The sequence below is a fragment of the Leptolyngbya sp. CCNP1308 genome (assembly GCF_034932455.1).
GTDB lineage: Bacteria > Cyanobacteriota > Cyanobacteriia > Phormidesmidales > Phormidesmidaceae > Nodosilinea.
Genome location: NZ_JAYGIH010000075.1, coordinates 75,331 through 97,207, shown reverse-complemented (window position 1 = coordinate 97,207; position 21,877 = coordinate 75,331). Strand labels below are relative to the sequence as shown.

The following is a 21,877-nucleotide window of genomic DNA, read 5'->3' as shown; positions in this document are numbered from 1 at the left end:
AATGCCCTGAATAGCTCGACTCCCCAGGTCACAGGTTTCCCCTAGACCTGACTACTGCTTGGGAGTTTAGGCAAGACCGCCTGTGCTGCTGCCAGGTACTTGCCCCCTAGCGTTAATGCACCAATCCCAAGCTCCGTAGGGTGGGCAATGCCCACCATCCCCATCAGGTGATGCTTAGAAATCACCTCAGTATTGCTATCTGAAACTAGAGAGATCTCCCCATGCTGACCAACCCCGCCGAAAAGTACCGTCCCTTTGCGCCGATCGCATTGCCCGACCGCACCTGGCCCAGCCAGGTAATCGCCAAGCCCCCCATCTGGCTCAGCACTGACCTGCGTGACGGCAACCAAGCACTGATCGAGCCGATGTCGGTAGAGCAAAAGCTGCGCATGTTTGAGTTGCTGGTGGCGATCGGCTTTAAAGAAATCGAGGTGGCCTTTCCCTCCGCCTCAGAGACCGACTTTAACTTTGTGCGCCGGTTGATCGAAGAAAATCGTGTGCCCGACGATGTGGAAATTCAGGTGCTCACCCAGGCGCGGGAAGACTTGATCCGCCGCACGTTTGAATCTCTCGCGGGGGCCAAGCGGGCGATCGTCCACGTCTACAACGCCACGGCTCCAGTGTTTCGGCGGGTGGTGTTTCGCAACGACCAAGCGGCAACCATCGACCTGGCGGTGAAGGCCGCTACGCTGATCCGCGATTTGGCAGCGGAGCGGCCCGAAACCCAGTGGCGCTTTCAGTATTCGCCGGAGGTGTTTTCGCAGACTGAGCTGGAGTTTGCGCGGGATATCTGTAATGCGGTGCTGGAAGTCTGGCAGCCCACCCCCGATCGCAAAGCCATCATCAACCTGCCCGCCACCGTGGAAAGCGCCACCCCCAACGTCTTTGCCGACCAGGTGGAATGGATGCACCGCCACCTCGCGTGCCGCGACAGCGTGGATCTCAGCGTCCACAACCACAACGACCGGGGCTGTGCGATCGCCGCCGCCGAGCTGGGCCAGATGGCCGGGGCCGATCGCGTCGAGGGCTGCCTATTTGGCAACGGCGAGCGCACCGGCAACGTCGATATCGTCACCTTGGCGCTGAATCTCTACACCCAGGGCATTCATCCAGGGCTGGATTTTTCGCGCATTAACGAGGTGGCCCGCGTGGTCGAAGACTGCACCCAGCTGCCCATTCACCCCCGCCACCCCTATGTGGGCGACCTGGTGTTCACCGCCTTCTCCGGCTCCCACCAGGATGCGATTCGCAAGGGCTTTGCCGCCCGCAACCCTGAAGACCTGTGGGATATGCCCTACCTGCCGCTGGATCCGGCAGATTTGGGCCGCTCCTACGAGTCGGTTGTGCGGGTGAATAGCCAGTCAGGCAAGGGGGGCATCGCCTTTTTGCTGGAGCGCGACTACAACCTCAGCCTGCCCCGCCGCTTGCAGATTGAATTTAGCCAGGTGGTGCAGCGGGCCATGGATGCTACCGGCAAGGAGATGACTGCCCCGATGCTGTGGGACTTGTTTGAGCAGGAGTATCTGCGGGCCAATGCACCGTTTAAGTACGTCAGCCACCACTGGCAGGATGATGAAACCCCGTCGGCCATTTCCACAACCTTGGAATGCAATGGCAGGGTATTTAGCCGCGACGGTCGGGGAAACGGCCCCATCGATGCCTTTGTGGATGCGCTAGAGCTAGGCATTCGAATCCACAGCTACGAGGAAAAGGCGATTGGCCATGGCAGTGATGCGGATGCGATCGCCCTAATCGAGATCGCCGCCGACTGGCTAGAGGGCACGATTCACGGGGTGGGCATTCACAGCAGCATTGTCACGGCGTCGCTACTGGCGGTGCTCAGCGCCGCTAACCGAGGGCTGGCAACCCTAACGCCGACTCAAGAACAGGGGGTTTTGCCCATGCCTCAAACGATTGTATAAGAGCGGGTCTGGGGGTGAATGTCGTCCGGCATTCACCTCTATATCTAGCTTTCAATCAAGTGATAATTAAGGAGCATGGGCGCTCACATAGTCGATGGCGAAGGGGGTGAGCCACGAAACAGCCTGCTCGGTGAGTTGGCGATCGCTCCAGCTCCACACGCGCGGTGCATCGAAAACGCAAGCTTGTAGAATGCCCCAGAGTTTCTGCCCTGAGCACAGATGGGCATGAATCAAAGCTCGATGGCCAAAGGTGTCCCGCTCAAAGTCGCGGTTCAAGACCCTGGGGCTGGCGGTTTCCACATCCTCTACAAAGATGCTGGGCTGAGCGTTGAGGGCCGCCGCGAACATTGGATCATCTTTGGCCAAAGCAGCATATTCTGGCTTCCAGTTGGGATCATAAACCTTGGGTATCGACGGTCGCGCTTGCCAGCAGAAGGGCACTCGCCCCAGGGTAGATTGGGGCGATCGCAGGTAGAGAAAGATGCGATCGCACTGTAAACGCTGCCCTAAGGTAGCCAACAGATCCGCCATCACCTGCGCCAAATTCTCGCTGTGGGGCGATGCTTCTAACACTTGGCAGACCAACATTTCAAGCTTATCGTCATGTCTTGGGCGGGCAGTCGATGTATTTAGGTAAACCATGGGTATCCATAGAGGTTATATCAGCACCTTAAAACCGACGCTTTGCATTCACCCCTGTCATGGTGAGGTTTTTAGGCTCATTCTTTAGAGAGAAATAATTTTCTGATAAGAAAAAATAAAGGTGATATTTCCTCTAGGATGCGCCGCTTTCATCACCTATTTCGGCACCTGTGAAGATATACCCTTTGAGCGATAAGCTTCCTAAACAAGTTACCTACCGTGTTGATCAGTGGATTAGCAAGCAGAACGCTTGCTGATTCTCAGTTTGAATTGACCCATAGGTGATTTGTGATGAAAGATATTTTTGTAACCTTAAAAGCAGTATTCAACCGTATTCAATGGAAACAGTTCGCAGTTGCTTGCTCTGCAGTTGTCATTTTGCTGACCGCTAACGGTGTCAAAGCCGATCAGAATATGGGTGGGCGCACCTACGCTAACGAACTGCCGCCCACGCAGGAAGTTGGTCGCCCCCGCACCATGGGCCAATGGGAAGCCGAAAATGAAGCCTTGGAAGGACAACCCGGCGAAAAGCTGAAGCGTATTGCCGAAGAATCGGCAGATGCGGTTAAAAACATGGCTGGGATTTATCCTCAAAACGTGAAGACCCTCGTTCCTGGCGTAGATAACGGCGAGTTGCCCAACGACGATAAATAGTCAGTAGTTTCAGCCATTTGAGGATCGCAGGGCGTTTTGCTGTAGATCCTCAAGAACACTATTTTGTTGTCTGGCCTAGGTCACAAGCTAATTGATTGACAAAGCTTTGAGCGTAGGTTGAGTGAGAATAAAGCACAATTAACCCATGCCACAACTGTTTTGCTGATCGATTGGCGAAAGTCGATAACATTGCAAGCAGGTAATTATTATGAACCAAGCCTTCAAACAGGGAGATAAGGTTTCTTGGAGCACTGCCCAGGGCAAAACTGTAGGTAAGGTGGTCAAAAAAATCACCTCTCGCACCGAAATTAAAGGTCATACAGTTGCTGCGTCTAAAGAAAATCCTCAATACCTGGTGGAAAGTGAGAAAACTGGCAGCCAGGCCGCTCACAAACCCGAAGCTTTAACAAAAGAAGATTAGGGAGTTTGACTGGCTATCCACTGGCGAAATTGTCTGATTAGGCTATTTTCGCCAGTGGTTGGTTGTAGTTGCAGAAACCGCTCGATATCGCTAGCGATGAGCGGGGGCAAAGCCAGGCTAGCTGGGCTGAGGATGTAGCGTTTGCCTTGCAGTGCGCAAATGGTCAGACATTCGCCATCGAACCGCCAAATTTCTGGAACACTCAGTGCTGAATAGATCGCCAAGCGATTGAGCGAGCTGCTGGTAATGTCGATCTCGACCGCCAGATCTGGAGGCGGATAGTTAGCTAGGTCTATTTGCGCCACGCCGCGCACCTCAGCCTCATGTCGGATGTAGTAGCACTGGTCGGGTTCTAGCCCCTTTGCCAGGTCTTCGCGATCGCAGGTGCGCGATCCCAAGCTGCGAATTTCCAGTCCCAATTCTTCTGTAGCCGCTTCAATCAGACGACCCAACAGCTTTTTAAACGTTTCATGGGGATCCAGGGGCATCCGAATTTCGAGAGTACCGAGATCGTAGGTGAGGCGAATAGCCGGTTCCTGCTCAAAATCATTCACCAGCGAACGGTAGGTTTGCCAGCTAATGTTGCGCAAGATGACGCGATCGGGGCTTTGAATCAGGGTGGCGGTCATGGCGACGCCTGGGGGGAGCGACTGCGGCTGGAGTGGACGGTGCCCTAAGAGGTATTGGGATATCCGTGCATCTATGATAAACCCCTGGACAATCGGTAGCGATCGCCCAGGGGTTGGCAAAAAAGCGGCGTTCTAGCGGCCGGTGGAGCCGGGGAGAATGGGTTGCTCGACAGCTTGACGATAGATTTCGGTTTCTTCGTTAAATTCGATCGGCAGTACGGCCACCACGTTTTCGTGGGGGCGGGGAATGATCACCCAGGTTTCGAGAATGCCGCCGGGGGTTTTTTCGGCAGCTTCTACCCCAGCGGCCATAGCGGCCTTAACTTCGGAGACATCGCCACGAATGTTGATGGCGAAGCGAGCACTACCGGCGCGAATGTAGCCGATCAGCGTAACGCGCCCGGCTTTAACCATCGCATCGGCGGCGGCTAGCACCGGGGGAAACCCTCTGGTTTCGAGCGACCCGACAGCCTGTGGCATGGTTGTACTCCTGAGAAAGCTTTGTGGGTAAAAAAATCAATCTTTATTGTACGGGGCGGTGGTCGCGATCGCGCCTTATCGATTTATTAAAGACTGTGGGGAGTTGTAATAGCAGAGCTTATACCCGAAACGGTTCTGAGGCTGGGGTAAAGCCGATGGGCAAAATCGCGTCGATGTTGTCGGTGGGGTTGGGGATGATCACGTGGGTGGTGACTTCGGCCAGGTTGGGGCAGGCGTTGGCCGCCACTAGTCCCGCTTCCATGGCGCGCTTGACCTCGGCCACCAGGCCGCGAATCACCACAAACTGCCGCCCGCTCTCGGAGCGGTCTTGCACCGAGACGGTGACGTTGCCCGCTTTGACCATGGCATCGGCGGCGGCCAGCACTGCCGGAAAGGTTTGGGTTTCGATGACGCCGACGGCAATGGCCATGGGGTGCTCCTAGGGAAAAGCTGCGTTATTCAACTGTCAATCATACCTTGATGCCGCTGGGTTCTCCGGCGGTGGCGATGATGCGATCGCACCCCGACTCTGGCTTGGCCCAGTCGCAATGGCAGTCTTTGGGGTCGCCCCAGCATAGGGTGAGATACAGCTCGGAGCGAGTTGCCGCTAGCTCGGCCCACTCAGTTTTTGCTATGCGTTCTTCCACTGCCTCTAGGGTGGTTGGTTGGGGAGCGCTGCCCGCCATCCACAGGCGCAGCCCGTCGATAGACTGTCGCCAAAACTCAACCACGGTGGATTTTGCCGTCACCAATGCTGCTTTATCTGCCGGAATCGCAATTAGCTGGGGGTGCAGCTCAGGTACGCGCAGGCTGCGGCCCCGAAACTGGCAGGTGTGCCACACCAAGCCCGACACCCCGTGCTGGTGCTGGTAGTCGTGAATTTGGGCGCGAAAGTCTTGAATGGCAAACACTTTACTCAGCTTGTCGGCCCCGATCGCCTTCGAGAGCACCGGGTTGTCGATGCGATCGGCGGATGACAGCACCACCCGCTCGCCCTTCCAGGTGGCGCGCAGTTCCTGATCGAGAAAGTCCAGGAGTTGTTCGGTGGTGTAGGCCATAGAGCTATCTTATCAAGCGCCATGGGGGAGTTTTGTGCCCAGCTATAGTTTCCCAAGGCGTTCTGTCAAAAGTGCATAGATGCCCTCGGCATCGACGGTTTGAATCACCGTGGCGTTGGCCGGAACAGCGGCGGTGGGGTAGGCGTTGGCGACGGTGCGCCCAATGCAGAGTGACCCTTCGGTTTCTATCGCCAGGCGCATAGGTCGGCCCGAGAACAGGTCGGGGCGCAGCAGATAGGCGATTATGCAAGGGTCGTGGAGGGGGGGGGCGGCTAGACCATGGCGCTCCACATCGAGCTGGCCGTAGTAGCGCAGCATGCCCGCAGCGGCTTTGCCCACGGGGGTACCGAGGTTTTCCAGGGCAGTCAGCCGCTCGGGAGTGGTCATCACCTGATGGGTGGCATCCAGGCCAATCATGGTCAGAGGCAGACCGGCATCGACGACAACTTTGGCCGCGTGGGGATCGACGTAGATATTAAATTCGGCGGCGGGGGTAACGTTGCCGCCCCCCAGCGCCCCCCCCATCATCACCACCTGGTCGATGCCCTGGGCGATCGCGGGGCACTGAATCAGGGTCACAGCCAAATTGGTGAGCGGGCCGAGGGTAGCCAGGGTAATGGGATGCGGGGTAGTCGTGAACTGTTCAATCAAAAACGCGACGGCGTGCTGAGCTTGCAGCGGAGTAGTAGGTTCAGGCAGTTCGGCCCCCTGCAAGCCCGTTGCGCCGTGGATGTCTTCGGCAGTGGTGAGCGATCGCAGCAGCGGCCTAGGGCACCCCGCATATATCGGCACGTCAGGGCGCTGGGCCAGTTGGCAGATGCGCCGAGCGTTAGCCGCCGTCAGCGCCAGGGGCACATTGCCCGCCACAGTGGTAATGCCCAGCAGGTCAAACTCAGCGGGGCTAGCCAGGGCGAGGAGGATGGCGATCGCATCGTCAACCCCAGGGTCGCAATCAATAATCAGCGGTCGAGGACGCATGGGCAAATTCTAGAGTTCTCTACAGGGGGTGGCACAGCGTAGCCAGCAGAGGCAGCAGGCGCTGTCCTAAAATACGCTGTGTAGGTACTGCATAGATTCTCCCGCTACGGAGGTTGCCCCTTGTCTGCTGCGCTGCGTCTCACAACTCTCATGGTATCTGGGCTAAGTCTGCTGTTTGTGGCGGGCTGCGCGGGCAGCTCCCTAGAACAGTCCCTTGAGGCCGATCCACAACTGCAAGATCGGCCCGTATTCACGGGTGAAGACCCCGAAACCCCAGCGGAAGCAGAGGCTGAACCCGACCCCGCCGAGCCCCCAGCGGCGGAGTCCGACCCAACCGAGGCCAGCGATCTCCCAGAGCCAGAAACCTCCCCCGAGGGCAGCGCCACGACCCTGCTCAACGAAGTGCCCGAAGACCTGCGGCCCTACGTGCAAAACTGGCTGGCCCTCGGCATTGTCGAACCAGCGAATAGCCAAACTGCCAACGGTAACGCTCCTTCCCCCGACTTTCAGCCCAACCAACCCATTACCCGAGGCGAGTTTGCCCAATGGCTGCTCACCGCCAACAACGCGTTTTATAAAGATGTCCCGGCCAAGCGCATGCGTCCCGCCACCGCTGGCACCACCCCCGCCTTTCAGGATGTACCGGCCTCGCACCCCTACTTTGCCGCCATTCAGGGGCTAGCCGAGGCCGGTATCATCCCCAGCGCCAAGACCGGCAACGCCACCGCCGTCACCTTTCGGCCCGATGCGCCCCTCACCCGCGAAACCCTAGTGCTGTGGAAGGTGCCCCTAGACCTGCGAGCCCCGCTGCCCACTGCCAGCGCCGAGGCTGTTACCACCGCCTGGGGGTTTCAAGACACCGCCCAAGTAGAGCCCCTGGCCCTGCGGGCAGTGCTGGCCGACCACCAAAACGGCGATTTTGCCAACATTCGCCGCGCCTTTGGCTACACCACACTATTTCAGCCCCAGAAAGGCGTTACCCAAGCTGAGGCCGCCGCTGCACTGTGGCGCTTTGGCAACCAAACTGAAGGTATTTCTGCTAAAGACCTGTTAGGACGATCGTCTACCGAGTCGGGTTCCTCAACACCGACCGACTCTACAAACTCTCTTTAATTTCCCGCCAATTATCAACCAATTGAATAAGAAACTCTCATCTACCCTTTCTCTTGATGAGAGGCTACACCAACGGCGATGTCCGAGCAAGTTCACTCACCCGTCCACGCCCCACCCTTAAATAACGCCGAACAGCGAAAGCCCCATACCCAGAAACGCCAGCACCCCCGCCACAATCATGATGGCGGCGGGCATAGCTTTGCGGGTCTGCATCCAGCGGCGAATGAAGATAAACACCAGGGCCACCGTTACCCCCATGGCCATACCCGCGCCGCCAGCAGAACCAGCCTGCCACAGCCAGGCTCCGGTCAGCAGCAGGGCGGCACTCACTAAACCGGTGCCCAATGACGCCTGACTGCGGGCCTGGGTATAACCCATCAGACCGCCGACCGCAGAGAGGGCGGCATAGGCGATCGCACAGAGGGCTCCAGTGGGCATAGCGGCTTGCACATGAGAACATTTCCAGGCTAGCGAGGTTTTTGCCGCCGCACAACCTTAGGCAGTAGAGCTGACCGTGAGAAGCAGCCGTAAATTTTGTTGCCCTGCCTTATAATTCCAGGCAATGTATTAAGCAACACATCGCGTATGTATTTACAAATACACACGCGATATTTAGGAAACAAATTGGGAAAAAATTGGGTCTTAAACTTTAGAAAATTTGACCATAGTTTGCTTACATCTCCCCAAAGATAGGCATTTAAAAATTCTCTATGGGAAAAAATAACCATAAAGAAAGAGTGAAGATGAGAGTTTTTTCATGATGTCGCCAAAATAGCCATGCTAGTTTCACTGATATAGAGCGATCGCAACCTGCCAAAACCTCTGATGCATATGCCTCCTAGATTTTCCTACAAATAGCCTTAAATCCTGCTAAAAAACATTTTTAATTCCTGAAATCGTTTCCTGCTCCGAATAAAGATTGGCAAATTTATTGCCGGTTTTTGATGTTTTTTCAAAGATCATCACTTATTCCTAGGAATAATGAGTTCATGAATCCCAGCCTAGGTCATGCATCCAGACGTTCCAATATTTCTGTCATTATCCCTGTCCACAACGGTGGCGATAGCTTCCGCCGCTGCCTCGAAAGTTTGAGGCAGTCTAGCCGCCAGCCCGATGAGGTGATTGTGGTTGCCGACGGCGACACCGACGGTTCGTGGGAGGTGGCAAAGGAGTTTGGAGCCAAGGTTTTTCGCTACGACTCGGCCGGTGGGCCAGCCCGCGCCCGCAACCGAGGCGCGGCAATGGCCCAGGGAGACATTCTGTTCTTCGTTGATGCCGATGTCACCGTCGCTCAAGACACTATTGTCAGTGTCGAAGCGGCCTTTCAAAAAGACATCAACCTGGCGGCGCTGATTGGCTCCTACGACGACCAGCCGGGGGCTCCCAACTTTTTGTCGCAGTATAAAAACCTGTTTCACCACTACACCCACCAGGTGTCTTCCGAAAAGGCTTCGACCTTTTGGGGTGCCTGCGGAGCCATTCGCGCCGAGGCGTTTAACGCCGTGGGCGGGTTCGACGAGCGCTACGTCAAACCCTGCGTGGAAGACATTGAGCTGGGCTACCGGCTGCGGCGGGCGGGCTACACCATTCGCCTGTGCAAGCACATTCAGGTCAAACACCTGAAATGCTGGCAGCCGGTTTCGCTGCTGCGGGCCGAGATTTTCTATCGCGCCCTGCCCTGGGCAGAGCTAATTCTCAGCCAGGGGCAGCCGATGAATGATCTCAACCTCGATCGCACCAACCGCCTCAGCGTAGTGCTCACCTATGCGGCGCTGGGCTGTCTAGTGGGCGGCCTGGTTGAACCCTTTTTGTGGATCGTTGCGATCGCCATCATGGTCGGGCTACTGATCATCAACCAGCGGGTTTATCGCTTTTTTTGGTATAAGCGCGGGCCGCTGTTTGCCCTGCGAGTCATTCCCTGGCACTGGTTCTATTTTCTCTACGGGGGCGCAGCCTTTGCCTATGGATTGGCGACCTACCGCTTTCGGCAGTTTTCTACCCTGGCCGACTAGCCAGCCACCTCAAGTTTTATCAGTGCAGTTACACCTGAATTTTTGGAGTTGAATTAATGCAGTCTTTACCTGTAGTAATCATTGGCGGCGGGCCGGCTGGTTTAACCGCAGGCTACGAGCTAATGAAGCACGGCAAAAAGTCGGTGGTGCTCGAAAAAGCCGACAAAGTGGGCGGCATTTCTCGCACTGAAACCTATAAGGGCTACCGCTTTGACATTGGCGGCCACCGCTTTTTTACCAAGGTCAGCGAAGTGCAAGCGGTGTGGAAAGAGATTTTAGGCGACGACTTTATCCAAACGCCCCGCATGTCGCGCATTTATTACGACAACAAATTTTACGACTACCCGCTGTCGCTAATCAAGACGCTCAAAAACCTCGGCCCCGTCACCAGCGCGCTGATTCTCTTTAGCTACCTCAAGGCCAAGGGCCACAAGTATATGAACCCTGGCATTGAGGCCGAAACCTTTGAAGAATGGGTGATCGACTGCTTTGGCGAGCGGCTCTATCGAATTTTCTTTAAGACCTACACTGAGAAGGTTTGGGGCATTCCCTGTAGCCAGATTCGCGCCGACTGGGCGGCTCAGCGCATTCAAAATATGTCCCTCAAGCAGGCGGTAATCAATGCGATTTTTGGTAGCCAAAATGCCAAAAGTTTAATCAAAAAGTTTGACTACCCTCGCCTCGGCCCCGGCATGATGTGGGAGCGCTGCCAAGAACTGCTGGATGTGCACGGTTCGCCAGTCCATCTCAACACCGAGGTGGTGCGGGTAGAGCGCCAGGGCAAGCGCATTACTAAGGTGGTAGCCAAACAGGGCGATCAGATTTTTGACATTGTGGGCGAACATTTTATCAACTCCATGCCCATTTCTCTGCTGCTCAATCGCCTCGATCCACTGCCCCCCGAAGAGGTGATGGCAGCGGCGCGGGGGCTTAAGTATCGCGATTTCTTAATTGTCTCGCTAGTTGTTGACAACCCCGATCTCTTCCCCGACAACTGGCTCTATATTCACAGCCCTGAGTTTAAGGTAGGGCGCATTCAAAACTTCAAGAACTGGAGCCCCGAAATGGTGCCCGACCCCAGCAAGACCTGCCTGGGCATGGAGTATTTTTGCAGCGAGGGGGACGACCTCTGGGAAATGCCCGACGAGCAGCTCATCCAGTTGGCCTCTAAAGAAATTGCTCGCCTGGGGCTGGGGGTGAAGCGCGAGGATGTGGAAGACGGCTGCGTGATTCGCCAGTTCAAGGCCTACCCGGTGTACGACGGTGAATATCGCCAGCATTTGCAGGTGTTAGAGGACTACATTCGCACCTTTGAAAACCTGCAAACCGTGGGCCGCAACGGCATGCACCGCTACAACAACCAGGATCACTCGATGCTGTCGGCACTGCTAGCCGCCAAAAACATCGTGGGCGAAAACCACGACATTTGGAATATCAACGTTGAGCGCTCGTACCACGAGAACTTTACCGATCAGGAGTGGTCGAAGCTGAAACCGGGGGGTGAATTGGTGCCCGCTGGGTCGTCACTCTCAAGCGCCGCCTAGGAGCATCAGCGAGGAAGTTATGAGTGGGTCTGAAGCTCCCTTTGTGTCAGTGATCATCCCCGTCTTTAACGACGGGGATCGGCTGCAGCTGTGTTTGGCAGCCCTGGCTGAGCAAACCTACGCGCGATCGCGCTTCGAAATCATCGTGGTCGACAATGGCTCTGACGATTTGGATCTGATTAAGGCCATGGTGGCCGACTACGATAACGCTGCGCTAGCCGTAGAGCCTATTCCTGGTTCCTATGCAGCCCGCAACCGGGGGCTGGAGGTGGCGAAGGGCGAGGCGATCGCCTTTACCGATGCCGACTGCATCCCTGACTCCGACTGGCTAGAGCGGGGGGTGGCGCGACTGTGCCAGGAGCCTAACTGTGGCCAGGTGGTGGGCCGAATCAATCTGTTTTTTGCCGATCCCCAGCGTCCTACGGCGGTGGAGCTTTACGAGAGCCTGACGGCCTTTCCCCAGGAGCGGCTGCTGCGAGAGCAGCACGGTGGAGCCACCGCCAATGTGCTGACCTGGCGACGGGTGATCGATCGGGTGGGGCCATTTGACCTTCGCCTCAAGTCAAACGGCGACCTGGAGTGGGGCCGACGGGTGTTTGAAGCTGGATTTCAGCAGGTCTACGCCGATGAGGTGCAAGTGGGACATCCGGCGAGGCGATCGCTGGGAGAGTTGCACAAGCGCACGGTGAGGCTAGCGGGTGGCTACTACGATGTGCAGCTCAAACAGGCTAAATCGCTAGGGCAGCGCCAGTGGGTGTTCGTGCAGGCTCTGCTGCAAAACCTGGTGCCGCCAGTGTTTTTTGTAGTCAACGCCTTTGGCGACGGGCGGCTTAAACATCTAGATCAAAAACTTAAAGTGTCATCGGTGATGGTGATGGTGCGCTACATCACCGCCTGGGAAACCCTACGGCTTAAATTTGGCGGAGCATCCAGTCGGAGTTGAGAAGAGTGATATGCGCATTGCATTTTTAGTGGCTGATTTCCCTTGTCTGTCAGAGACATTCGTGCTCAATCAGGTGACGGGGCTGATCGATCGCGGCCATCAGGTCGATATCTACACCAATCGCGTGGGGGATTGGGCTGTGTCGCATCCCGATGTGGGCCGCTACCGCCTGTGGGAGCGCACCTACCCCATGCCGGAAGTGCCTCAAAATTATATCTGGCGGGCTTTAAAGGGGTTCTGGCTGGCGCTAATTCACATTCATCGAGCGCCCTTACTAATTTTGCGATCGCTCAACCTGGTTGCCTATGGTGAACAAGCGCTCAACCTGTGGCTGCTCTACACCGCTGTGGCGCTGGTGGGGCGACCCCAAGCCTATGACATTATTCACTGCCAGTTTGGTACCCAGGGGTATCGGGGGCTGGCTTTCAAACGGCTACTGCGGTCAACCCCTCGGCTACTTCTGATGTTTCGCGGCTTTGATATCAGCCGCTACGTGCAGGAGGGGGGCGATCGCGTTTATCGCCAGCTATTTCCAGACGTTGACTACTGCTTAGCCAACTGCGACTTCTTTAGGCACCGCGTCTTGGCCCTGGGCTGGTCCAGCGATCGCATCGCGGTTCATTTCTCAGGCCTAGACACCAACAAATTCACCTTTCGACCGCGACAGCTAGAGCCAGATCAGCCCGTTCGCCTTGCTACTACAGGCCGCCTGGTGGAGAAAAAAGGCCTCGAGTTTGCCATTCGCGCCGTCGCCCAGCAGGCCCAGCGCTATCCAAATCTGACCTACACCATCATCGGCGACGGCCCCCTGCACCCCGCCCTACAACAGCTCATTATCGAACTCCAGGCCGAGTCCTACATTCACCTGGTGGGCTGGAAAAATGAGGCTGAAATCGTCGAGATTTTGGACAGATGCCACCTGTTTGTCGCCCCTAGCGTTACCGCCGCCGACGGCAACCAGGATGCCCCCGTCAATGTCTTGAAGGAGGCGATGGCGATGGGTTTGCCGGTGCTAAGCACCTACCACGGCGGCATACCCGAGCTAGTGGAAGATGGCGTGTCAGGGTTTTTAGTTCCTGAACGCGACGCTGATGCTCTGGCTGAACGCCTGGGTTACCTGCTGGATCATCCAGAGCGATGGCCTGAGCTAGGGATAGCTGGACGGCGGTTTGTGGAGCGTCATTTTGACATCCAAATGCTCAACGACCGGCTGGTGCAGGTATACGATCGGCTGCTGTCGCCGGTCAATCAATCGGGGCCTCGCTCCAGCGATCGCACCCCTCTGTCTCCCCCCTTGCCGTCCTCGTCTATGCGTCCTGCCTCCGTGGAGAAATAGGAGTAACCCATGACTGAACCTCTTGTCACCCTTGTTGTTGTACCCCGTGAGCGATTTAGCTACGCTCAAACCTCGCTAGAGAGCATCTACGCCCACACGCAGATGCCCTTTAATCTGGTGTACGTAGACGGCAATTCGCCCCACAAGCTGCGCCGCTACCTCGAAGAACAGGCTCTAGAAAAGGGCTTTAAACTTATCCGCACCGAGCACTACCTCTACCCTAACCAGGCTCGCAACCTGGGCCTGCAAGCCGTCGATACCAAGTACCTGGTGTTTGTCGATAACGACGTGGTAGTGTCGCCCGGCTGGCTAGATGCGCTGGTCACCTGTGCTGAGGAGGCTGACGCGGCAGTGGTAGGCCCGCTGATGTGCCAGCATGAGCCTATCCATGCTGAGGTACACTTTGCCGGAGGCGAATCCCACGTTTGGGTTGACAAGCTGGGCCGTCGCCGCCTGCGCGAAAAAATGTTGTATCAGGGCAAAACGGTAGAGGAAATTCGACCGGCCCTCAATCGCACCCCCACCGAACTAGCCGAGTTTCACTGCGTACTGGTGCGGCGATCGCTGTTTGACCAGATTGGCCCCCTCGACGAGGCCATGCTCAACACCAAAGAGCACCTCGATTTTTGCATGCTGGTGCGAGAAGCAGGTGAAACGGTTTACTTTGAGCCCGCCTCGCTCGTCACCTATGTCCCCGGCCCGCCCCAGGAGTGGGCTGATGTGCACTACTACATGCTGCGCTGGAGCAATCGCTGGACTCTGGAGAGCCTGCACCGCCTGCGCGACAAGTGGAACCTTGCCGAAGATGGCTACTTCAAGTCCAAATATAAAAAGCTGGGCTGGCGGCGCTACGGCACCCTCATCTATCCATTCACTCAAAAACTTACCTTTGGCGCAGGCAGCCACCTGCTGGCACGGGCGATCGCCAAAACTGAGCATGGTCTCAACCGCTACCTCACCCATCGACACCGCGCTTCCGGGTCAAATACCCACTATTCCAAAGGTTAAAGATTTTCCAGACCTAGCTAAACGCTTCGATCGTTGATGGAGTTGTCGAGTTGATGCCGCCCGAACTGATCTATACCCCCGATAGTCTGCTGCGCCGACCCCGGTTTTTGCTGTGGACAATGTGGCGTGACCTGCTGGCCTCCCGCGAACTGGCCTGGCGGCTGATGGTGCGCGACATTAGCGCCCAGTATCGGCAGGCCTTTTTGGGCGTGGCCTGGGCGTTTATTCCACCGATCGCGATGGCCGTGGGCTTTACCCTGGCGAAAGACGCCAACGTCTTTACCGTGGGCGAAACCGATATCCCCTATCCGGCCTTTGTCATGTTTAATACCGCCCTGTGGCAGACCTTTGTGGATGCTGCTACCGGGCCAGTGCAGGCGGTGATTATCGCTAAGCCCATGCTGGCGCGGGTCAACTTTCCGCGGGAGGCGATCATTCTGGCCAAGCTGGGGGAGGTGGGCTTTAACTTTGGCATCAAGCTGATTTTGATTATTGGGCTGTTTTTGTTCTTTCGGGTGCCGGTGAGCTGGACGGTGATCTTGGCCCCAGTGGCGCTGATTCACCTGGTGCTGCTGGGTACGCTGGTCGGCATTTTGCTGGCCCCGATTGGCGTGCTCTACCAGGATGTGTCGAAGAGCCTCAACATGATCATGGGCTTCTGGCTGTTTTTGACGCCCGTGATCTACCCCGTGCCTACCGAAGGAGCCTTTGGAGTGCTAGTTTCTCTCAACCCGGTGACACCGCTGCTGGTCACTACCCGCGAGCTAGCCACTACCGGAGTGCTGACGGAAGCGGTGAGCTTTTGGGTGGTCAGTGGGCTAACGCTGCTGGGCCTGCTGCTGACCTGGATCGGGTTTCGCATTGCCATGCCGTACGTGGTTGAGAGGGTAACGTCATGACAACACGGCTCAATACTGAATCACTAATGGAATCGTTTATGGCAACTCCTGAATCCGACAATCAGCCCGTGATTTCGGTGGAGGGGGTGTCGAAGAAGTTTTGCCGCGACCTGAAGCGATCGCTCTTCTACGGCGTGAAGGATATTGCTGCCGACTTAACCGGCGGTAGGCCCCACAGCGATCGCCTGCGTCCCCAGGAGTTTTGGGCGCTAAAAGACATCAGCTTTCAGCTGTATCGGGGTCAGGCGGTGGGGCTGGTGGGCAGCAACGGGGCGGGCAAAAGTACCCTGCTGCGCATCATCAGCGGCCTGATCAAACCCGACACGGGGCGGGTGCGGGTGCGCGGGCGGCTGGCCCCGCTGATTGCCCTGGGGGCAGGCTTTAACCCGATTTTGACCGGTCGCGAAAATATCTACGCCAACATGTCGATCTTGGGTCTCACCACCCAGCAGATCAAGCAGTGCTTTCAGGAGGTGGTCGAGTTTGCCGAAATTGAAGAGGCGATTGACGCCCCGGTGCAGACCTACAGTTCGGGGATGGCGGCGCGGCTGGGGTTTGCCTGCGCCATCTACACCGAGCCCAACATCCTGCTGATCGATGAGGTGCTGGCCGTAGGCGACGCCCGCTTTAAGGCCAAGTGCTACCGCCGCCTCTACGAACTGCGCCAGCGGGGGGTGGCCTTTATTTTGGTCAACCACAACTCCCAGGCCATTCTCAACATTTGCGACCAGGCCATCTACCTGACCCGAGGGGCGTTGGTGACCCAGGGTGAGGTCAATGCGGTGGTTGATCATTATGAGCGCGATCTGTTTCTCAACAGCATCGAGCGCTCCGAAAACCGCATGGTCTTTCCTCCCAAAGCCGCCGAGGAGAGCAACGGTATTGATTTCCGCGACCTGTTCTTTCGGGACGGCGACGGGCAGCTCACTCAAACCCTGTCTACGGGCGAACCCCTCAGCCTGTGCGCCACCTGTGAGGCCCACGACAGCTATAGCGGGGTAGCCCTCGACCTTCGCATTGCCAAGGTGGGCGGCATCGAGAGCACGGGCTACGTGTTGTCGCTGCGGGGGCAAAACGACGATGCCTTTTTCCAGCTGTCGCCGGGGCTGGCAGAGATTCGGCTGCAGATGCCCTATCTGGGGCTGACACCGGGGGTCTACACCGCCCAAATTCGCCTGCGCAAAGACGCGGTTTACACCTTTGATCTGGTGGAGTCGTTTCGCTTTACGGTGACATCGCAGCAAAACGTCAACAAGTGTCAGTTTTATCAGCCGCGCAGCTGGTCAATGGTGCCAGTGGTCGCGCCAGTGTCGGTTAGTCAACCGCTGCCCTAGGGTTTGGCGGTTAGTTTGAGGCCTTTTTTTTAGAACGGTTAGATAGGAGGGTTAAACCATGGTTCAACCTCAGCTCAGCGTTATTATTCCGACTCACAATCGGCCTCATCTACTGCCCCTGGCGGTGCGCAGTGCTTTGCAGCAAACCTATTGTGACCTGGAGGTGGTGGTGGTGGATGATGCTTCTGACCCACCCGTGCAGCTGCCCGACGATCCCCGCGTGCGGATCATTCGCCTCGATCCAGGGCGGGGCGGCGCGGGGGCACGCAATGCAGGAACCGAGGCGGCGCGGGGCCGCTGGGTTACTTACCTCGACGACGACGATGTGCTGCTGCCCCACATGGCGGCGGTGTCGATCGCGGCGCTGGAGTCCGCTCCACCGGGATCGCCCCTGGGAGTGTTGTCAGGGTTGAGTAAGGTGGATGCCCGCGGAAAGGTGTTGCTGACCCGCCTACCGCCTTCCCGCTGTCCCAGGGGCGGTCACTTCTTTTTGGAAGATCCGGAGCCGAGGCGATCGCCCCACACCAAGCAGACCCTGGTAGTGGAGCGCGAGGTAGTGCTGGCGATTGGCGGCTGGGATGAGACCTTTCGATCGCGGGTGCATTCGGAGTTCTTTTTGCGGCTCAACCCGGCCTGCACGCTGATTGGCCTGCCCACGGTCACCTATCATCTGCTGACCCACACGGGCACGCGGGTGTCGGGTAACCCCAAGCTGCGCCAGGAGAGTTTTAACCGGCTGATTGACAAGCATCGGGCCGCCTTTGAGGCTCACCCCAAAATGTTTGCCGAGTTTGTCTACAAGCACGCCCAAACCTCCTACCAGATGGGCCAAACCGGGGCGGCGCTGACCCACTGGCTCTGGGCGCTGCGGCTGCATCCTCGACATGTGGGTGCGATCGCCGTCTACAGCGCGATCGCCCAGCTGAAGCAGAGTCTGCGGCGGGTGGCGACGCCGACCCAGGCACTACCGCCCGCCTAGGGCAGCGCCGAGTGACGCCAGGGATTTACTACAGGACATTCTATGATTACCGATATTCTTGACCTGGGCGAACAGACCACCCTGCGGGGGCAGGTGGTGGTGGTGGGGTCTGGCATTGCCGGGGCCGAGGTGGCCACCCACCTGGCCCGCCACGGGCGCGATGTGGTGCTGCTGGAGAGCGGGCGCGATCGCTTTGACCCGGCCATTCAGGCCCTCAACGACGTGGTGTTTTTGGCCAAGCGCCACCGCGAGCTGGATCCCGACTCCTACTATCATCGCTACCTGCCGCCTGAGCTGCGGGGGGTGAGCCGGGTGCGGCAGTTTGGCGGCACCAGCAACGTCTGGACTGGCAAGTGGAAGTACCTGCAACCCTCTGACTTTGAGCCGCGATCGTGGGTGCCCAACAGCGGCTGGCCGATCGCCTTTGATGAGTTGCTGGAGCACTATCGCTCGGCGGCGGCAGACTACGGCTTTGGTGACCTGGAGGCCGAGGCCCAGCGGGCGGAGGTGGTGGCGCTGCGATCGACCCTGGCCACCAGCGGTCTGAAAATGAGCAGCTTTTACTGGGAAGAAACCCCCACCCGCACCGCTAAGCGCTTTGGTGACGAAATGCGCCAGTCGCCAAACCTACGGGTAGTGCTGGGGGCCACGGTCACCGAGCTGCGGCTCGACCCCACCGGCCAGCGAGTGACCACCGTGGCCTGCAAATCTCTGGAAGGGCGCGAGCTGACAGTGGAGGCCGACGCCGTGGTGTTGGCTACGGGTGCCCTGGAGGCGACTCGCATTCTGCTGGCCAGCGATCGCCAGCGGCCAGGGGGCCTGGGCAATGAGCACGACCTGGTGGGGCGGTTTTACACCGACCACCCCAAGCACCACACGGGCGTGCTGCGCCCCGGCCCCCTGGCCCGGCAGTACGCTAACGAGCTGCGATACGCCCCCAAGCCTCGGTTTTGTATCTGCTTTGCCCTCGACGACACCACCCAGCGCGAGCACCAGCTGCTAGAGCATGTGCTGTACCTCAAGCCCATCTACGAAAAGCCGCTGGAGCGGCTGGGGCGAATTGTGCGGCGGCGGCCTCTGTGTCGCGATGGCAATGGGGCGATCGCCACCTACCGGGTCAAATACGTCACCGAGCAGGTGCCCCAAACCGACAGCCGCATCAAGCTGGGTACCGAGTTAGATCCTCTGGGCCAGCGCAAGCTCGAAGTTGACTGGCGCTTTACCGACCAAGACCATCGCTCCATCGACAAAACCCTCCAGCTGTTGATTCAGCGGTTTGCCAAGGTGGGCCTGGGGCGTTTTGACTTTGGCGACAACCCACCCAGCCTCGACACCATGACCGATGCCGCCCACCAGATGGGCACTACCCGCATGGCTAGCCACCCCAGCGGCGGGGTGGTCGATACCGACTGCCGCGTCTTTGGCACCGACAACCTCTACGTGGCCAGTTCGGCGGTGTTCCCCACGGGGCCGTCGTACTCGCCCACCTTTACCATTCTGGCCCTAGCCCGTCGCCTGGGGCAGCACCTACTGCACAAACATGCGCCCGCTGCGGGGAGCGACCTGCTGACGGCGATCGCCCCCGACCAGCCCTCAACGACCCTAGCGGGCCGCTAGCCACAGCTTCCGATCGCTCAACCCTGTTCCCTCTATCGACCCTAGCGGGCCGCTAGCCACAGCTTCCGATCGCTCAACCCTGTTCCCTCTATCGACTAAAGACTAAACCCATGAGCTACCCAGCCCTAGAGTTCTCCATTGTGATTCCCACCTACAATCGGCCCGAACGGCTGGCCAGTTGTTTGCGCAGCCTGACGCGGCTCAACTATCCCCGCAACGGCTTCGAGGTGATCGTGGTAGACGACGGCAGCGCCCAGCCCATGGCCCCCACGGTCGAGCCCTTTGAGTCGGTTCTCAACCTGACGCTGCTGCGGCAGGTCAACAGCGGCCCCGCCCAGGCCCGCAATGCCGGAGCCGACCGCGCCCAGGGCCAGTATCTAGTGTTTACCGACGACGACTGCCAGCCCCACGCCAACTGGCTCAGCGCCCTAGCGGCCAAGCTCGATCAGCAGCCCCTGGCCCTGGTGGGCGGCCACACCCTCAACGCCCTGCCCCACAATGTCTTCTCGACCGCCAGCCAGCTGCTGATCGACTACCTCTACGACTACTACAACAGCCGCCATCAGCCCAGCTTTTTTGCCTCCAATAACTTTGCTATGGCCGCCGAGCAGTTTCGGCAGCTGGGGGGGTTTGACACCTCCTTCCCGCTGGCGGCGGGGGAAGACCGGGAGTTTTGCGATCGCTGGCTTCAGCAGGGGTTGCCCATGGCCTACGCCCCCGAGGCGCGGGTTGACCACAGCCACCACCTGTCGCTGCGACGGTTTTGGCGGCAGCACTTTAACTATGGGCGCGGTGCCTACTGCTTTCACCAGGTGCGGGCTCGCCGGGCCGCCGCGCAAGTCCAGGTCGAGCCGCTGGGGTTTTACTGGCGGCTGCTGACCTACCCCCTGGTGCGGCAGCCCCAGCTTCAGGGCATGCTCCTGTCGGGGCTGCTGTTTGTGTCGCAGGTGGCCAACATGGTGGGCTTTTTTTGGGAGCGCAACCAGCAAAAACTGCCCTCGACCTCAGCCCCCGCTACCCCCTGCTAACCCGACTACACCACTAGCCCGCATACCTAGGGATTCCACCATGAAACTGCAATCCTTTAGCCATTCCCAGCAAAAAGCCTTCTTTCTGGTCGCCATTACAGCCATCTATGTGGCGATCGCGGCCTGGCTCGATTTTTTGCAGGGTCCCGCCATTTGGGATGAAGCCGCCTTTTGGCAGTCGAGCCTCACCTTTAGCGACAGCCTGCTGCCGTCCCTGTCGGATCTGCGGGAGTACTACAGCCTCAACACCCCTCTGCCCTTCATGGTGTTTGGCCTGCTGGAGTACCTGTTTGGCCAGGGCATGGCGGCGGGCCGACTGCTAAATTTGATTTTGTCGCTGGGGATTGTGGCCACCATCGGCTGGCCAAGCAAAGACCGGGGCGGGCGGGCGCTGCTGTGTCTGCTGGGGCTGTTTTTGTGCCCCTACTTTCTCTTTCTCAGCGGGCGGCTCTACACCGAAATGATCGCCTGTACCTGGGTGCTGCTGGGGTTGGTCGCCTACGTGCGCGATCGCCACTGGGTGAGCTGCCTGGCCTTCGTGCTGGCGATCGCCTCGCGGCAGTACATGCTGGCCTTTCCGGCGGCGATCGCCACCTACGAGTTTTTGGCCACCGCCAACCAGTACCGGCTGGGGCAGCCCGTTAGCCCCGGTCAGCACCAGCGCTGGCTGGCTCCGGCGATCGCCACCCTGTCGTTTTTGGGCTGGGTGGCCCTGTTTGACGGCCTGGCTCCCGCCAATGCGATCGCCGACAAATCGCCCGATGTGCAAAAGAGCACCCTGGCCCTCACCCCCGGCGGGGCAATTAACTTTCTCGCCTTCGTCGGAGCCTACATTGTGATTCCAGAATTTTTGCTGTTTCGCCCCGCCGCCCCCCGGCAAGCCCTGGGCGACAACTGGCAGAAATGGCTGCTCATTGCGGCGGGCCTGCTCGTGGTCTGCCTGGTGTTTCCGCCCCTAGACACCCCCTACGGCAATATGGGCAAGGTCGCCGCTCTGCTGCCGTTTTACGGTTTAGTGATGGCGATGTACTACAGCCTGGCTCTGCTCACCTGCCTGCGCTTTGCCAAGCCAGATCTGCTGTTCTGGATCATTGCCTTCAACGCCTTGATCATGATGAAAGCAATCCCCTGGGACCGCTATGTGCTGCCCCTGGCGGTGGCCTTTTGGTATCTCAAGTCCATCCGCTACCCCGGCACCGATGCCCAGCGTGACATCATCCCCCATGGTTCAGAACGGCACGTCACATTAGGGCCAATGCCAAGAGATCCCTAGAAGCATT

General features: G+C 58.2%; 22 protein-coding genes. 15 read left to right on the top strand and 7 right to left on the bottom strand.

All coding sequences use genetic code 11. The features are described from left to right. The first annotated feature begins 221 nt into the window (after window positions 1-221). On the top strand, window positions 222-1,922 hold the full coding sequence (gene leuA / locus VB780_RS20685; protein WP_323353070.1) for a 2-isopropylmalate synthase: 1,701 nt from the start codon (window positions 222-224) through the stop codon (window positions 1,920-1,922). A 66-nt stretch (window positions 1,923-1,988) separates the two neighbouring features. On the opposite strand, the gene VB780_RS20680 is transcribed toward leuA, so the two are convergent. Then, on the bottom strand, window positions 1,989-2,510 hold the full coding sequence (locus VB780_RS20680) for a GAF domain-containing protein (RefSeq protein ID WP_323353069.1): 522 nt from the start codon (window positions 2,508-2,510) through the stop codon (window positions 1,989-1,991). 345 nt (window positions 2,511-2,855) lie between these two features. Here VB780_RS20680 and VB780_RS20675 point away from each other — a divergent pair, with 345 nt between their 5' ends. After that, the gene (locus VB780_RS20675; protein WP_323353068.1) at window positions 2,856-3,218 is read left to right on the top strand and encodes a hypothetical protein; all 363 of its coding nucleotides are present in this window, start codon (window positions 2,856-2,858) and stop codon (window positions 3,216-3,218) included. Between the two features lie 208 nt (window positions 3,219-3,426). Continuing rightward, a complete protein-coding gene (locus tag VB780_RS20670; protein WP_323353067.1) occupies window positions 3,427-3,639 on the top strand; it encodes a DUF2945 domain-containing protein in 213 nt (70 codons plus the stop codon). On the opposite strand, the gene VB780_RS20665 is transcribed toward VB780_RS20670, so the two are convergent. The 5 genes from VB780_RS20665 to VB780_RS20645 all read right to left on the bottom strand — a co-directional run bounded on the left by VB780_RS20665 (window position 3,636) and on the right by VB780_RS20645 (window position 6,784). Beyond that, a complete protein-coding gene (locus tag VB780_RS20665) occupies window positions 3,636-4,268 on the bottom strand; it encodes a Uma2 family endonuclease (RefSeq protein WP_323353066.1) in 633 nt (210 codons plus the stop codon). The genes VB780_RS20670 and VB780_RS20665 overlap by 4 nt on opposite strands. 132 nt (window positions 4,269-4,400) lie before the next feature. Continuing rightward, a complete protein-coding gene (locus VB780_RS20660) occupies window positions 4,401-4,748 on the bottom strand; it encodes a carbon dioxide-concentrating mechanism protein CcmK (RefSeq protein WP_190627320.1) in 348 nt (115 codons plus the stop codon). A 118-nt stretch (window positions 4,749-4,866) separates the two neighbouring features. Then, window positions 4,867-5,178 (bottom strand): BMC domain-containing protein, encoded by a 312-nt coding sequence (locus tag VB780_RS20655; RefSeq protein WP_323353065.1) that lies wholly within the window; start codon window positions 5,176-5,178, stop codon window positions 4,867-4,869. 40 nt (window positions 5,179-5,218) lie between these two features. After that, entirely contained in the window at window positions 5,219-5,806 is a 588-nt protein-coding gene (locus tag VB780_RS20650; protein WP_323353064.1) for a hypothetical protein, read from the bottom strand. A gap of 42 nt (window positions 5,807-5,848) precedes the next feature. Continuing rightward, window positions 5,849-6,784 (bottom strand): nucleoside hydrolase, encoded by a 936-nt coding sequence (locus VB780_RS20645; RefSeq protein ID WP_323353063.1) that lies wholly within the window; start codon window positions 6,782-6,784, stop codon window positions 5,849-5,851. Between the two features lie 120 nt (window positions 6,785-6,904). Between VB780_RS20645 and VB780_RS20640 the strand changes: the two genes are divergently transcribed. After that, complete coding sequence (locus tag VB780_RS20640) at window positions 6,905-7,897, top strand: S-layer homology domain-containing protein (protein WP_323353062.1); 993 nt, start codon at window positions 6,905-6,907, stop codon at window positions 7,895-7,897. A 117-nt stretch (window positions 7,898-8,014) separates the two neighbouring features. Here VB780_RS20640 and VB780_RS20635 read toward each other — a convergent pair whose 3' ends face one another. Then, window positions 8,015-8,335, bottom strand: a complete 321-nt coding sequence (locus VB780_RS20635) for a TMEM14 family protein (RefSeq protein ID WP_323353061.1) — start codon at window positions 8,333-8,335, stop codon at window positions 8,015-8,017. Window positions 8,336-8,886: 551 nt separating this feature from the next. On the opposite strand from VB780_RS20635, the gene VB780_RS20630 reads away from it, so the two are divergent. The 11 genes from VB780_RS20630 to VB780_RS20580 all read left to right on the top strand — a co-directional run bounded on the left by VB780_RS20630 (window position 8,887) and on the right by VB780_RS20580 (window position 21,870). Beyond that, window positions 8,887-9,909, top strand: coding sequence for a glycosyltransferase family 2 protein (locus VB780_RS20630; RefSeq protein ID WP_323353060.1), 1,023 nt, complete (start codon window positions 8,887-8,889; stop codon window positions 9,907-9,909). Between the two features lie 56 nt (window positions 9,910-9,965). Further along, window positions 9,966-11,453, top strand: coding sequence for an NAD(P)/FAD-dependent oxidoreductase (locus VB780_RS20625; protein WP_323353059.1), 1,488 nt, complete (start codon window positions 9,966-9,968; stop codon window positions 11,451-11,453). Between the two features lie 19 nt (window positions 11,454-11,472). Then, window positions 11,473-12,396, top strand: coding sequence for a glycosyltransferase family 2 protein (locus VB780_RS20620; RefSeq protein WP_323353058.1), 924 nt, complete (start codon window positions 11,473-11,475; stop codon window positions 12,394-12,396). Between the two features lie 10 nt (window positions 12,397-12,406). Beyond that, window positions 12,407-13,732 carry a glycosyltransferase gene (locus tag VB780_RS20615; RefSeq protein WP_323353057.1) on the top strand — a complete coding sequence of 442 codons (1,326 nt, stop codon included), beginning with the start codon at window positions 12,407-12,409 and terminating at the stop codon, window positions 13,730-13,732. Window positions 13,733-13,741: 9 nt separating this feature from the next. Continuing rightward, on the top strand, window positions 13,742-14,740 hold the full coding sequence (locus VB780_RS20610; protein WP_323353056.1) for a glycosyltransferase family 2 protein: 999 nt from the start codon (window positions 13,742-13,744) through the stop codon (window positions 14,738-14,740). 53 nt (window positions 14,741-14,793) lie between these two features. After that, on the top strand, window positions 14,794-15,639 hold the full coding sequence (locus tag VB780_RS20605) for an ABC transporter permease (RefSeq protein ID WP_323353055.1): 846 nt from the start codon (window positions 14,794-14,796) through the stop codon (window positions 15,637-15,639). Then, window positions 15,636-16,973, top strand: coding sequence for a polysaccharide ABC transporter ATP-binding protein (locus VB780_RS20600; RefSeq protein ID WP_323353054.1), 1,338 nt, complete (start codon window positions 15,636-15,638; stop codon window positions 16,971-16,973). The genes VB780_RS20605 and VB780_RS20600 overlap by 4 nt, the downstream gene beginning before the upstream one ends. Before the next feature lie 58 nt (window positions 16,974-17,031). Beyond that, window positions 17,032-17,952, top strand: coding sequence for a glycosyltransferase family 2 protein (locus VB780_RS20595; RefSeq protein WP_323353053.1), 921 nt, complete (start codon window positions 17,032-17,034; stop codon window positions 17,950-17,952). 42 nt (window positions 17,953-17,994) lie between these two features. Then, complete coding sequence (locus VB780_RS20590) at window positions 17,995-19,569, top strand: GMC family oxidoreductase (RefSeq protein WP_323353052.1); 1,575 nt, start codon at window positions 17,995-17,997, stop codon at window positions 19,567-19,569. A gap of 110 nt (window positions 19,570-19,679) precedes the next feature. Then, window positions 19,680-20,597 carry a glycosyltransferase family 2 protein gene (locus VB780_RS20585; protein WP_323353051.1) on the top strand — a complete coding sequence of 306 codons (918 nt, stop codon included), beginning with the start codon at window positions 19,680-19,682 and terminating at the stop codon, window positions 20,595-20,597. Between the two features lie 40 nt (window positions 20,598-20,637). After that, a complete protein-coding gene (locus VB780_RS20580) occupies window positions 20,638-21,870 on the top strand; it encodes a hypothetical protein (RefSeq protein WP_323353050.1) in 1,233 nt (410 codons plus the stop codon). Window positions 21,871-21,877: the final 7 nt, after the last annotated feature.